Below are 12,755 nucleotides of genomic sequence, written 5' to 3'. Positions count from 1 at the left end.
CCCCGCATCCGCCCCATCTGTCCCCCGCACGGGCGTAGTCGTCGGGTTAGCGTGGGGTGATGAGCATTCTGGTGATCGGCGGGACCGGAACGGTGGGCGGCCGGGTGACCGCACGGCTGCGTAAGGCCGGACACGACGTGCGCGTGGCATCGCGACATACCGAGCCACGGTTCGACTGGACCGACCCCGGCACCTGGTCGAGCGTGCTCCACGGCGTACCGACGATGTTCGTGCTTCTGCCCGATCAGACCGAAATGCCGGAGGCATTTCTTCCGGAGGCGCTGCGCGCCGGGGTGCGCCGGGTGGTCCTGCATTCCGATCGGGGCCTGGAGGTGATGGGTCTCGGTCACCTGCAGAAGGCCGAGGATCAGGTACGCGACTCCGCCCCCGAATGGAGCATCGTCCGCCCCGACTGGTTCCACCAGGACTTCGAGACGTTCTTCCGGCAGCCGGTGATCGACGGCCGGCTGAGCGTGCCGGTCGGTGACGCCGCGCAGGGCTTCATCGACGCCGACGACATCGCCGCGGTCGAGGTGGCCGCCCTGACCGGCGACGACCTGCTCGGCCGGCTGGTCGAGGTGACCGGCCCGCGGGCCCTGTCGTTCGGCGCGGCGGCCGCCACGATCGCCGCCGCCACCGGCCGCCCGGTCGAGTTCGACGGCTCCCCCGACGCCTTCCGTGCGGCGATGCGGTCCGACGGGCTGCCCGACGAGATCGTCGAGTCCCTGATCGAGGGTTACACCCGCCTGCGGGCCCGGGGCGACACCGAACCGACGGGCACGGTCGAGGCGATCCTGGGCCGCCCCGGCCGCGACTTCGCCGACTACGCCGCCGAGGCCACGGCCCGTGGGGTCTGGGACCCGGCCGGGTAGGCCGGACGGCCCTGTCCGCCCGGGGCGGTCGGCGGGCAGGATCGAGTCGAGCGCGATCACAACGGGAGTGGACAGTGGGTGAGGTTTTGGTCGCACGCCGGCAGCCGGGTGGGCACACCGCCGACACAGCGGGCGGATCTACTCGGGCGGTGCACATGTCGTGGTCGGACGCCTATGCCACCGCGCGGGACGCCGCGAAACCGCTGGCCGCCGAGCTGTCGCCGGTGGTCGCGGCGACCGGGCGGGTGTTGGCGACGGCGGTCCGCTGTGAGCGGCCGGTGCCGGCGTTCGACAACGCGGCGATGGACGGCTACGCGGTCGCCGGTGACGGTCCGTGGGCGGTGCGGGGCCGGGTGCTGGCCGGCTCAGCGGTCGACGGCGGACTGGCTCCGGGCACCGCGGTGGAGATCGCCACCGGTGCGCTGCTGCCCGACGGCGCCGAGGCGGTGCTGCCCTACGAGGACTGCCGGGTCGAGGACGACCTGGTCATCGGCGTCATCGGGGCACGGCGGCACATCCGGCGGGCGGGTGACGCGCTGTGCCCGGGCACCCTGATCGCGCCGGCCGGGCGGGTCGTCACGGCCACCATCGCGGCGGCCGCACTGCAGGCCGGGGCCGAGCAGGTCCTCGCCCAGCGGCCACCCACGGTGACGATGCTGGTGACCGGCGACGAGGTGATCACCGCCGGCTCTCCGGGGCCGGGCCAGGTGCGGGACACGTTCACCGGGCTGGTCACGGCGATCACCGACCGCGCGGGTGGGCGGCTCGTCACCTCGCAGCGGCTGCCCGACGATCCGGCGGCACTCACCGCGGCCCTGGCGGCGGCGGTCACCGACGTGATCGTGGTGAGTGGATCGTCGTCGGCCGGAGCCGCGGATCATCTGCACCGGCTGCTCGGCGAGGCGACGGCGACCTGGCTGGTCCGTGGGGTGGCGTGCCGTCCCGGGCACCCGCAGGCGCTGGCGGTGCTGCCGGACGGGCGTTTCGTGGTCAGTCTGCCCGGTAACCCGTACGCCGGCCTGGTCGCCGCCCTGACCCTGCTGGAACCGCTGGTGGCCGCACTCGCCGGACGCCCGCCCGCGTCGCTGCCGACGGCGACGGTGACCGGCCCGGTCAAGCTGATGCCGGGCGGTGTCCGCATCGTCCCGGTCGGCCCGGACGGTGATCTCGCCGCGGCGGGCCCGGTCGGACTGCACGCGGCGGCCGCCGCCGGCAGCCTGGCCGTGCTTCCCGCCGACTGGGCCGACGGTGATCCGGCCGTCACCCTCGTCGTCCCGTGAAAAAGGGATGTGCCGGGAGCCCGCCGGTTCCTATCATCGACGGCGACGGCGGGCGGCCATCGTGGGGCTTCCTTCTCACACACTTCCAGGTATAGCCCCGCGGCTCTCCGCCCGCCGCTTCACCTCGGCGGCACGTCGTTGAGGACCCGCTCGTAGAGGTGGCTGTCCTGCCACGCGCCGTTGAGGAACAGGTGGCCGTGCGCCGTGCCGTAATGGCTGAACCCGTTCTTGACCAGCACCTTCTGCGACGGCACGTTGCCCGGCGCGGTCGCCGCCTCGATCCGGTGCAGGCCCCGCGCCTCGGCCACCGCCAACAGGTGCGCGACGGCGGCACCGGCCAATCCCCGGCCCTGCTCGGCGGCGTCCGTCCAGTAGCCCAGATCGGCGCCGCACAGCGGGGCCGGCGTGATCCGGGTCAGGCAGGAGAACCCGACGACCTGCGCACCGCGGACCATCACCCGGGTGATCACCTCACCGGCCTGCTCCTCGGCCACGATCGACCGCATCCGGTCGCGCTGGCCGTCGAGGGTGAAGAACGACTCCGGTCGCGGAAACTCGTACGGCGCCAGGTGCTCCCGGTTACGCACATGCACGTCGAGCATCGCCGCGGCGTCCTGCTCCCGCAGCGAACGCAGCACCACACCGGACGGCAGAACCACCGCATCGAACACCGACGAATCCTAGCGTGGCGATCACCGACGGACAGAATGTCGGACCCCTGTTCTAGGGTGCCGGCATGGTCGATGTCGAGGTGCGCAGCCGGGTCACCGGCACAGCCGCGGGCCTGCCGCCGGTGCTGGTGCGGCTGGCCGGCGAGAGCACGACCGCGCGGGAGCTGATCCGTGGCGCGGTCGAGGAGCAGATCCGGCTGGCCGGGGCCGACGCGGTCCGCTGCCGCCAGGCCCTGGACAGGCAGTTCCTGTCCGATGACGACCTGCGTGCTCAGGCCGCCACGGGTGCGATCCGCATGCCGTCCCGGCCGGTGACCCTGCCGGATGCCGAGGCCGAGGTCGCGCGGGCGCACCTGGCGTTCAGCCGGGGCACGTTCGTGATGTTCAACGGGGGCCGTCAGGTGCACGACCTCGATGAGCCGGTCACCGTCCGGCTCGGGCAGCCCGTGGTGTTCCTGCGGCTGGTCGCCCTGGTGGGTGGCTGATCATGCTCCCCGACGGATACGCCGACGTGATCCACACCGAGCAGGCCGCCCTGGCCGAGCTGGTCGAGACGGCCCGGGCCGCCGACCAGGCCACTCTGGCCGTCCTGGCCGACGAGATCACCCGCCGGATCGAGCGGGGCAACGGGCTGGCCGGCGGCCATCTCAAAGCCCGCATCGGCCACCTGACCGGGCAGCTCGACGAGATCTTCGACGCGGCGTTCCCGGTCGGCGACCCGGGCGACCTGCGCCACATTCTGGACATCCCGTGGCCGACCGCGTCACGTCGTGCCCTGCTGTCCCGGGCGCTGCGCGTCGAGAGTGGCCGGCTCGTGATGCTCGACGAGACCACCGAGCAGGCCATCGCCGCAGGCGACGTGCGTCTGATGCTGGTTCTGATCCACACGCCGCTGGGTTACCTGGCCCGGCATTCCCGGGCCCGGCTGCTGCAGGCCCTGCACGTGGCCGGCGCTCTGGACGCGGCGGCCGTCGAGCGGGCCTTCACCGCCGACCGCCACCTGTGGGACGGCATCGGCGGCCGGTTGGGGCTGACCTGCGCCGAGTCGGTGCGCGACCATCTGGATGCCTTCGTGTGGCGGCTGGTGACCGCGCCCGAGCCGCCACCGTGGATGGAGTTCCCGGACGGGCCCGTTCCACGCGGGCTGCGTTTCCTCCGGGCCGCCCTCGCCTGGCCCGGCGATCGGCAGATCGCCGACCACCTGGGCTCGGCCGAGCTGACCACCACCGAGCAGGCCGAGCTGGTGACGTTCCTGCGCGACCGGCCCGAGGCGGAGCAGCAGCGGGTCTGGCGCTGGCGGGTGGCCGCCGGTGACGCCGACACACTGCTGCCGGCGTTCGACCTGGAGGCGGCCGCGCCGCTGCTGCGCCTGATCCGGGCGATGCCCGACGGTCACGAGCCGTTCCGGCAGGATCGGGCCGCGGTGCTCGCCACCGTCGAGGCGGTCGGTGTGGAGTCCGCCCGGCGGCTGCTGAAACGGCAACCGCACGAGCTGGTGTCGGCGGTCCTCGGCGACAACCGGGCCGCCGTGCTCAAGCGGGTGAAGAACAACGCGCTGCAGGGCATCGCCGCGTTCGGGATGCTGCCGCTCGCTCCGGACGAGACGGTCCTCGACCGCTACCTGGCGATACGTGAGATCGCCAAGAGAGGCCCGGCCCTCGGCCCCAACCGGCGCATCTCGCACGCCGCGGCGGTCGACGTCGCCCTCGACCATCTGTCCCAGGTCTCCGGGGCCGGCTTCCTGGAGTGGGACTGTGAGGCGCAGATCGCCGCCGAGGCACCCACCACGGCTGACGCCGGCGACTACCGGGTCGAGCTTCGCTTCGACGGTGCCGATCCGGTGCTCGCGGTGAGCCGGGCCGGCAAGCCACTGAAGTCGGTTCCGGCCGCGGTCCGGTCGCACGCCTCCTACCGCGAGTTGCGCGAGCACCAGGAGCGGCTGCGCGAGCAGGCCCGGCGGATGCGGACCGGCCTGGTCGAGCGGCTGGTCGCCACCACGGCCACGCTCACCCCCGACGAGTTGGCCCGGCTGCGGTCGCTACCGGCCGGTGAGGCGATGCTGCCCGGCCTGATCTGGCGTGACCGGGGCGGCGTCATCGGCCTGCTCGACGACGTCGACGTCACCGGCCCGGTCACCGCCGTGCATCCGTTCGACCTGCTCACCGCGGGCACGCTGGCCCACTGGCAGGAGGAGGTCGTGCGGCGGCGGCTGCGGCAGCCGGTGAAACAGGCGTTCCGCGAGCTGTATGTGCTGACTCCCGCCGAGCGGGCCGCGGTCGGCGTGTCGCAGCGGTTCGCCGGGCAGACGGTCACCGGCCGGGTCGCCGCCCAGCTACTCGCCGGGCGGGGCTGGAGCACCGGCCACGAGTATGGGGATCATCAGGCCACCCGCCCGGCCGGCGACGGTGTCGTGGCCGCGTTGAGCGCCGACCTGCACGGTTACTGGGGCATGGGTGACGTGGTGATCGGCGGTCTGCGGTTCCTGCGCGACGACCGGTCGATCCCGCTGGCCGACGTGTCACCGGTGGTGTTCTCCGAGGTGATGCGCGACCTGGACCTGGCCGTCTCGGTCGCCGGGACGGCGCCGGAGCGTTGGGGGTCGCCCGCGCAGGCGGAGAGCCGGGCCCGGGTGCTGACCGCCCTGATCGACGACCTGGGCCTGACCGGGGTCACCGTCGACGGCACGGCCGCGGTGGTCCGCGGTACCCGGGCCACCTACCGGGTGCACCTGACCAGCGGCAGCATCCACGTCGAACCGGCCGGCTACCTGTGTGTCGTCCCGGCCGATTTCGGGGCCGCCGCACACCCCAGGTTGTTCCTGCCGTTCGCCGACGACGACCGGATGACGAGCGTGATCCTCTCCAAGGTCCTCCTGCTGTCCGAGGACGACCGCATCACCGACCCGTCGATCCTCCAACAGCTGAAGGCACTGACGTGACCTCGCCTGAGCCCGGTGTGCTCGCGGCCCGTCTGCCGGGCCTGCCACCTGTCGAACGGGTCGTGGTGACCCCGTCCGGGGTGGAGATCGTCGGGTTCCAGGCCGACAGCGACACGGCCCTGACCTGGTGGCGACGGTTGCGGGAGGTCTATCCAACGAGCGGCCGGTGGCCGTTGCTGATGGACTCCGACGCCGGCGAGTATCTGGAGGATCCGTACACCTCCGCCACCGTCGAGGAGTCGCTGGCCGAGGCCCACACCCTGGACGGGGCCGCCCTGCTGGCCGACACCGGCCGACGGTGGCTGGCCGAGTGCTCCCCGGAGTATGCGGCCGAGCTCCGGGCCGAGCTGGCCGGTCAGGGGACGTGGCCCGAGGAGCCCGAGCAGCCCGGTTTCGGTCTGCGCCACGATCGGGGCGGCCGTCCGGAGGCGATCACGGTCGCCCTGGTCCCCGCCGCCGAGCCATGGCTGGTCCCGGTGACCCTGCACTACGGCGGGTGGAACAAATACCCGTCCCCCGCCGAACACGCCGCGATCATGCGGCACTGGCTGGACCGCTACGGTGCCGAGCCGGTCGTGTGGACCGGCACCACCATGGATTACGCCGTCGCCCGACCACCGTCCACCAGGCCGGAGGCTCTGGCGCTGGCCTGGGAGTACCGCCATTACAACGACGGCGAATACGACCTGTACCGTGCCGAAACCCTGACCGCCCTGGCCGGCGGCCTGCTGAACGCCCCGGTCTGGCGCATGTGGTGGGACTGACCACCGGATCGGGCCGGCAGAGCCGGGGCACTGCCGGATTCAGGGTCTGGTCGATGCGCGGCGGCCGGGATCGGTCTTTGAAAACCGGCGCCGACGAGTCGCCGGGTCGAGAGAGAAGCCGCACCACACGCCCGCACCCCGACCAGGCCGCACCACACGACCACATTCCCACCAGACCACACCGGCCAGCCGCACCACAGGACCACGTCCCCACCAGACCACATCGGCCAGCCGCACCACGCCCGCACCCCGGCCAGGCTGCACCGGCAGGCGCGGGCCCGATCTCGCCACCCGGCTCGGAGGGGCGAGGTGCGGGCGTGGTGCGGCTCGGAAGGACGGGACCTGCTCGGAGGGGCGAGGTGCCGGCGTGGTGCGGCTCGGAAGGACGGGACCTGCTCGGAAGGGCGGGGCCGGCTCGGAGGGCGTCCAGATCGGCGTGGGTGTATCGGAGGTGAGTCTTCCCGGTGGCTTCGGTGATCAACAAGGCCGCAGCCTTCTCACGACGGGTGCGGCCCTTCGGCGATCAGGGTCGGTAACTGATCAGAACGCGGATCCGCGCGCGAGAACGATCAGTCGACTGCCCGTGGGGCGTACATGATCACGGCGACGCCCGCGAGGCACAGAGCGGCCCCGATCAGGTCCCACCGGTCCGGGCGGAACCCGTCGACGATCACGCCCCAGAGCAGCGACCCGGCCACGAAGACGCCACCGTAGGCGGCGAGGATCCGCCCGAAGTCGGGGTCGGGCTGGAGGGTGGCGACGAACCCGTAGGCGCCGAGCGCGATCACCCCCGCCGCGATCCACCACAGCCCGCGGTGTTCCCGCCAGCCCTGCCAGATCAGCCAGGCCCCACCGATCTCGGCGACCGCGGCCAGCACGAACAACAGCAACGACCGCAAGGTGATCATGCCGGGCACCCTATCCGTGGCCGCCGAATCGGTCAGCCGGCGGCTGCCGGTACCGCGTCGGCGGCGGTGGCTCGGGTGTGTGCGACCAGCTGGGCCAGCGGCGGCGGCATCCGGCGGCGGAACTGGTCGGAGAGCCGCGCCCGGTCGCGGGGATTGCAGGTGTCCAGGACGAACGCGTCGAGCCCGGTGGCCAGGATCAGCCCGGCCAGCATGAGGTCGGCGGTGTCGAGGTCTTCGTTGTAGGACAGGTGGGTGCGGATCCGGCCGGCGGGTTCGCCGGGGCTCTTCGGGTCGGTGAACACCAGGGTGGTGGTGCCGGCGCCGAGGAGCCGTCGTTTGGTCTCCGGCCGCAGCACCTCGGCGACGACGAGCCGCCGCTGGACGTGTTCTTCGGCGCCGGTGGCGAAATATCCGATCCACTGCCCGATGCTGTACGGCCCCCGGCCCGTCATCCGCTGGAGAACGGCAGCGGTGGCCGGGTCGGTGGTGGGCGTGGCGTCGACCACATGCAGGAGGTCGCCGTCGACCAGGAGGCGCCGCCAGAACATCAGCTCGCCGATCAGGGACGCGGCGAGACCGACGCCGAGCACCCGCTCGGGCAGCAGCGCCCGGCCGCCTATCCCGTCGTGTGCGGCCAGGTAGAAGTCGTCGGCCGGCGCTAGTTTCGGCGGCGATGTCATCGGCTCAGCCCCAGAGATCGACGTCCGTGTCGAACCGCCACGCTAGCCGCAAATGGTTGCCACAAGGTTGCCGCCCGGTGAGAGGTGGCTGGGTAAAGCCGACGTAGGGTGAGCAACGGCTCTCACGTGCGGCACTGACGTGTCGATACGCAAGAGGATCGCGTGGTCGCATCGGAGCGGAGGTCGGATGGACGAGTACGGTACGGATTCCGCCGGGGTCGGAGCGGCTCCTTCGGTGGCACGCCTGCTGCTGGAGTTGCGCAGCCGGGCCACCGTCGACGTGAAGACGCTGGGTAAGTCGTTACAGGTGCGCCCACAGGGCAAGACGGGCGTGGCGGTGCGGATTCACCCGGGCGGGGTGGACTTCGCCGTGGACCCGGAGCGGGCCAACGACGTGGCGCTGAGCATGCCCGGGTCGTTCGTGATCGACCCGGACGACCCGGACTGCTGGGTGTCGGTGCAGGCGGACTACATCGACGACAACTACGAAGCCCTGCTGGACGCGTCGGTCGAGGCCGTCGAGCTGCGGTCCGCGGGCAAGCCGGCGCCGGTCAAGCGGGTTCGGGCGGCCGCCGCGCCCAAGGCGGAGCGGAGCACCGCGACGAAGTCCCGGGCCGCGGCCAAGCCGGCACCACGTCCGGAGCCGCCCCGGTGCCCGAAATGCCGCCAGTACGAGTTGCTGGCCAGTGGTGAGTGCCCGTCGGGCTACTGCTGAGGAGCCGGCACCGGCGGGGGTGGGAAGGTCACGACCATCGCCACCCCCGGTTCGCGTGCCTCGGCGGTCGCCTGGCCGCCGTGGGCCACGGCCAGTTGCCGGACGATCCACAGCCCGAGCCCGACGCCCTGCTCGCCGCCGACTGCGAACTGCCCGAACAGCCGCGGCCGCAGGTCGTCCGGGATGCCCGGGCCGTGGTCACGGACTTCGAGCCGGTCGCCGGTGGCGTCGCGGGCGAAGGTGACGATCACCGGCGCCTTGCCGTAGCGCAGAGCGTTGGTGACGAGGTTCATCAGGATCTGCTCGAACCGCTGCTTGTCGACGTACACGGTCAGGGCCTCGTCGACCTCGGCTCGCACGTCGGCGTCCTCCCGGACGTAGGACAGCGTGTCCTTGACCAGCAGATGTGCCGGGTGTGGCGCCCGGTCGAGTTTGAGGTGCCCGGTGCTGTCGATGCGCTGGACGTCCAGTAGGCCGTCGGCGAGTCGCGCGATGCGCGACGTCTGCCGCAGGGCGGCCCCGACCATCGCGACCTGCGCCTGGTCGGCGTCCTCGGCGATTTCTTCGAGCACCAGTCGTACGGTACTGAGCGGCGCCCGGACGTCGTGCGCCAGCGTGTTGATCATGGCGGCGCGCCACTGCTCGATCCGGGACAGCCGGTCCCGGTCGTCGCGGAGTCGGCGGGCCTGCGCCTCGATCAGGAAGGCGACGGCGAGTGCGATCGGCATCAGCACGGCCGCGCTACCGAGCACGAGGGGCGGCTGGTCGGTGAGGATCAGCGGGACCAGGTAGGCGAGGGTGGCCGGCAGCGCGTACAGGCCGAGGATCCAGCGCGGGAAGTGCAGCGCCGCCCAGGCGTAGAGCAGCACCAGGAATGGGCCGGTCCCGGCCGCGACCCCGCCGAACGACCAGGTGGACAGGCCGAGGACGGCGAATCCGGCCAGCCCGAGCAGTGCCGGGGCGTGCCGGGCGACACGCCGCCAGGGGACGAGCAGGCCGATCAGGGCCAGGAGGAGATCGCAGGCGGCCACGATGAGCAGTCGGCCGGTGTGCACGGGGTCGTTGAGGATGCCGATGAGGGCGAGCAGTCCGGCGACGGTGAAGAGTACGGCCGCCTGCCGGGCCGCGGCTCGCGGTCCGGTTCCCAACACGCGGAAGGGTCCGTTTTGCACAACTGTGGCAGCATATAGCGGCTCCGAGGGGTGAACGGGCGACTCCGGTGACCCACCCGGGCCGAGACAGGCCCTATCCTTGCGCTTTCCCCCACGGCACGGAGTTCGACGATGAGCACGGGCGGGCGGCGCGCGCGGACCGGACAGGCGGAGCAGACCCGGGCGCTGATCCTGGCGACGGCCGAGCGGCTGTTCGCCGAGCAGGGCGTGCACGCGGTCTCGAACCGGCAGATCGGCGAGGCGGCCGGGCAGGGCAACAACGCGGCGGTCGCCTATCACTTCGGGACGAAGACCGATCTGGTACGGGCGATCATCCGCCGCCATGCGGAGCCGACCGAGCGGATCCGGCGCCGGCTGCTGGCCGTGCACTCGGGCAGCGACGATCTGCGCGTCTGGGTGACGTGTGTGGTCCGGCCGATCACCGACCATCTCGCCGAGCTGGGGCATCCGAGCTGGTACGCACGGTTCTCGGCACAGCTGATGACCGAGCCGGCGCTGTTGGAGGTGGCGGCCGAGGAGTTCCGGGACGCGTCCGGGCTGCATGCGGTCATCGACGGGCTTCAGCGCTGCCTGCCGGATCTCTCCGAGGAGGTACGGCACGAGCGCACCCACATGGCGCACACCCTGCTGGTGCACTTCTGTGCGCAACGCGAACGGGAGGCGGCGCCGGTGTGGGATGCGACGGCGGTCGGGCTGATCGACGCGATCGTGGGCCTGTTCACAGCACCGGTGACCTGAGGACGCCTCTTTCCCTCCACGGCAGGCGTCCGATCGTACGATATGAGGCTTTTTAAAGGGGTCTTGCCTTTATTGAAGTTGAATTTTCGGACATCCATGATGTCGAGCACGCTTTTGGTAAGACAAGTGCTTTAAATTGTGCCCTCTGAGTTTGGTCGCACCACCGGATCAACCCCGCGAAAGGGCCCGCATGTCCCCCTCACCCCCCATCCCCCACCGCCTCAAGCCCGAGGACCTCGCAGCGTTGCGCGAGCGTTACCGGCTGGAGCGGGACCGGCGCATCCGGCCGGACGGCACCACGCAGTACCGGCGGGCCGCCGGCGAGTTCGGCTATTACGCGACGGATCCCTACACCGAGCGGACCGAGCGGGATCCGAAGACCGATCGGGTCGAGGCGGTGGTGATCGGCGCGGGATTCGGCGGGCTCCTGACCGGCGCCAAGCTGCGGCAGGCGGGCGTGCAGCAGATCCGCACGATCGACGAAGGCGGCGACTTCGGCGGTACGTGGTACTGGAACCGCTATCCGGGGATCCACTGCGACATCGAGGCGACCGTCTACATGCCGCTGCTGGAGGAGGTCGGTTATGTGCCGAAGTGGCGGTACGCGCCGGGCGAGGAGATCCGGCAGCACTGCATCAACATCGCGAAGCGCTTCGACCTGTACGCCGACACCCTGTTCCACACCCGCGTCACCGGCCTGACCTGGGACGAGGAGAACGCCGAGTGGCAGGTGACCACCGACCGCGGCGACGACTTCCGGGCCCGTTACGTGGTGATCTCCTCGGGCACCCTGACGAGTCCGAAACTGCCCGGCATCCCGGGCATCGAGGAGTTCAAGGGACACACCTTCCACACCAGTCGCTGGGACTACGACTACACCGGCGGTGACCAGTCCGGCGGCCTGACCGGGCTGGCCGGCAAGCGGGTCGCCGTGGTCGGTACCGGCGCCACCGGCATCCAGGTGATCCCGCACCTGGCCGAGTCGGCCGAGAGGCTGTACGTCTTCCAGCGCACCCCGTCGACCGTGGACGTCCGCGACAACCGGCCCACCGACCAGGCCGTCCTGGACGGCGTACGACCCGGCTGGCAGCGCGAGCGGATGGAGAACTTCCTGCTCAACGTCACCGGCGGCTGGGCGGACGAGGACCTGATCGACGACGGGTGGACGTCGACGGCGAAACTGCAGCGGCAGATGCTCACCGGCAGCGTCGACGGCAACATCTCCGAGGAGGAACGCGAGTACCTCGACGAGATGGCCGACTTCCGCAAGATGGACGAGATCCGTGAGCGCATCGACTCGATCGTCACCGACCCGGCCGTCGCCGAGGCGCTCAAGCCCTGGTACCGGTACATGTGCAAGCGGCCCACGTTCAGCGACTTCTACCTGCAGACGTTCAACCGGCCGAACGTGACCCTGGTCGACACCGCCGACCACGGTGGCATCACCCGGATGACCGCGACCGGTGTGGTCGTCGGCGACACCGAGTACGAGGTCGACGTCGTCATCTTCGCCACCGGTTTCGAGGTCGGCATCTCCGGTGTGTTGTCCGGAACGCTGCCGGTCACCGGCCGGGGCGGGCTGCCGCTGCTCGGGCACTGGCGCAACGGGCCCCGGACGCTGCACGGCTTCTACAGCCACGGCTTCCCGAACCTGTTCCACCTGGGTTCGCTGCAGAACGCGGCCGCCGTCAACTTCGTGCACGTGCTGCAGGAACAGGCCACTCACATCGGCGCGGTGGTCGCCGAGGCCGCGAAGCGGGGCGCCCGCTGGATCGAGCCGACCGCCGAGGACGAGGAGGCGTGGGCGGGCGTGATCTTCCAGACCGCGCCGAAGACGTTCAAGTTCCAGTCCGAGTGCACGCCCGGCTACTACAACGGCGAGGGCCAGCCGCGGCCGGTGATGTTCTCCTACGGGCCGGGGCCGGTCGCCTTCCACGAGCTGTTGCGCGAGTGGCGGGCCGACAGCATCGCCACCGTCCTGCATTGACCCGATCCGTCCCGGGGCGGGGTGACCGCC

General features: G+C 71.5%; 12 protein-coding genes. 8 read left to right on the top strand and 4 right to left on the bottom strand.

The features are described 5' to 3' along the window. Positions 1-59: 59 nt before the first annotated feature. Both Q0Z83_RS14365 and Q0Z83_RS14360 read left to right on the top strand, forming a co-directional pair. On the top strand, positions 60-872 hold the full coding sequence (locus tag Q0Z83_RS14365) for an NmrA family NAD(P)-binding protein (RefSeq protein WP_317794402.1): 813 nt from the start codon (positions 60-62) through the stop codon (positions 870-872). A 74-nt stretch (positions 873-946) separates the two neighbouring features. After that, complete coding sequence (locus Q0Z83_RS14360) at positions 947-2,152, top strand: molybdopterin molybdotransferase MoeA (protein ID WP_317794401.1); 1,206 nt, start codon at positions 947-949, stop codon at positions 2,150-2,152. A gap of 119 nt (positions 2,153-2,271) precedes the next feature. Here Q0Z83_RS14360 and Q0Z83_RS14355 read toward each other — a convergent pair whose 3' ends face one another. Beyond that, the gene (locus Q0Z83_RS14355) at positions 2,272-2,823 is read right to left on the bottom strand and encodes a GNAT family N-acetyltransferase (protein WP_317794400.1); all 552 of its coding nucleotides are present in this window, start codon (positions 2,821-2,823) and stop codon (positions 2,272-2,274) included. A gap of 65 nt (positions 2,824-2,888) precedes the next feature. On the opposite strand from Q0Z83_RS14355, the gene Q0Z83_RS14350 reads away from it, so the two are divergent. The 3 genes from Q0Z83_RS14350 to Q0Z83_RS14340 are packed head-to-tail and all read left to right on the top strand — an operon-like array spanning position 2,889 to position 6,525. Continuing rightward, positions 2,889-3,308 carry a hypothetical protein gene (locus tag Q0Z83_RS14350; RefSeq protein ID WP_317794399.1) on the top strand — a complete coding sequence of 140 codons (420 nt, stop codon included), beginning with the start codon at positions 2,889-2,891 and terminating at the stop codon, positions 3,306-3,308. Between the two features lie 2 nt (positions 3,309-3,310). Continuing rightward, on the top strand, positions 3,311-5,761 hold the full coding sequence (locus Q0Z83_RS14345) for a DUF4132 domain-containing protein (protein WP_317794398.1): 2,451 nt from the start codon (positions 3,311-3,313) through the stop codon (positions 5,759-5,761). Continuing rightward, the gene (locus tag Q0Z83_RS14340; RefSeq protein WP_317794397.1) at positions 5,758-6,525 is read left to right on the top strand and encodes a DUF4253 domain-containing protein; all 768 of its coding nucleotides are present in this window, start codon (positions 5,758-5,760) and stop codon (positions 6,523-6,525) included. Before Q0Z83_RS14345 ends, Q0Z83_RS14340 begins: the two co-directional genes overlap by 4 nt. A gap of 569 nt (positions 6,526-7,094) precedes the next feature. On the opposite strand, the gene Q0Z83_RS14335 is transcribed toward Q0Z83_RS14340, so the two are convergent. Next, the gene (locus Q0Z83_RS14335) at positions 7,095-7,433 is read right to left on the bottom strand and encodes a YnfA family protein (RefSeq protein ID WP_317794396.1); all 339 of its coding nucleotides are present in this window, start codon (positions 7,431-7,433) and stop codon (positions 7,095-7,097) included. A 32-nt stretch (positions 7,434-7,465) separates the two neighbouring features. Further along, on the bottom strand, positions 7,466-8,113 hold the full coding sequence (locus Q0Z83_RS14330; protein ID WP_317794395.1) for a GOLPH3/VPS74 family protein: 648 nt from the start codon (positions 8,111-8,113) through the stop codon (positions 7,466-7,468). A 187-nt stretch (positions 8,114-8,300) separates the two neighbouring features. Here Q0Z83_RS14330 and Q0Z83_RS14325 point away from each other — a divergent pair, with 187 nt between their 5' ends. Further along, positions 8,301-8,828 carry a hypothetical protein gene (locus Q0Z83_RS14325; RefSeq protein WP_317794394.1) on the top strand — a complete coding sequence of 176 codons (528 nt, stop codon included), beginning with the start codon at positions 8,301-8,303 and terminating at the stop codon, positions 8,826-8,828. On the opposite strand, the gene Q0Z83_RS14320 is transcribed toward Q0Z83_RS14325, so the two are convergent. Next, entirely contained in the window at positions 8,819-9,979 is a 1,161-nt protein-coding gene (locus Q0Z83_RS14320) for a sensor histidine kinase (RefSeq protein WP_317794393.1), read from the bottom strand. The two genes, Q0Z83_RS14325 and Q0Z83_RS14320, sit on opposite strands and share 10 nt — an antisense overlap. 132 nt (positions 9,980-10,111) lie before the next feature. Between Q0Z83_RS14320 and Q0Z83_RS14315 the strand changes: the two genes are divergently transcribed. Together Q0Z83_RS14315 and Q0Z83_RS14310 are read left to right on the top strand one after the other, a co-directional pair. Then, positions 10,112-10,738, top strand: a complete 627-nt coding sequence (locus Q0Z83_RS14315) for a TetR/AcrR family transcriptional regulator (RefSeq protein ID WP_317794392.1) — start codon at positions 10,112-10,114, stop codon at positions 10,736-10,738. 190 nt (positions 10,739-10,928) lie between these two features. After that, positions 10,929-12,725: a flavin-containing monooxygenase gene (locus tag Q0Z83_RS14310; RefSeq protein ID WP_317794391.1), complete on the top strand. Its 1,797-nt coding sequence runs from the start codon at positions 10,929-10,931 to the stop codon at positions 12,723-12,725. Positions 12,726-12,755 lie beyond the last annotated feature (30 nt).

The organism is Actinoplanes sichuanensis, assembly GCF_033097365.1.
Classification (GTDB): domain Bacteria; phylum Actinomycetota; class Actinomycetes; order Mycobacteriales; family Micromonosporaceae; genus Actinoplanes; species Actinoplanes sichuanensis.
The sequence above is the reverse complement of the archived record's forward strand: the minus strand, read 5'-3'. Positions and strand labels throughout refer to the sequence as shown.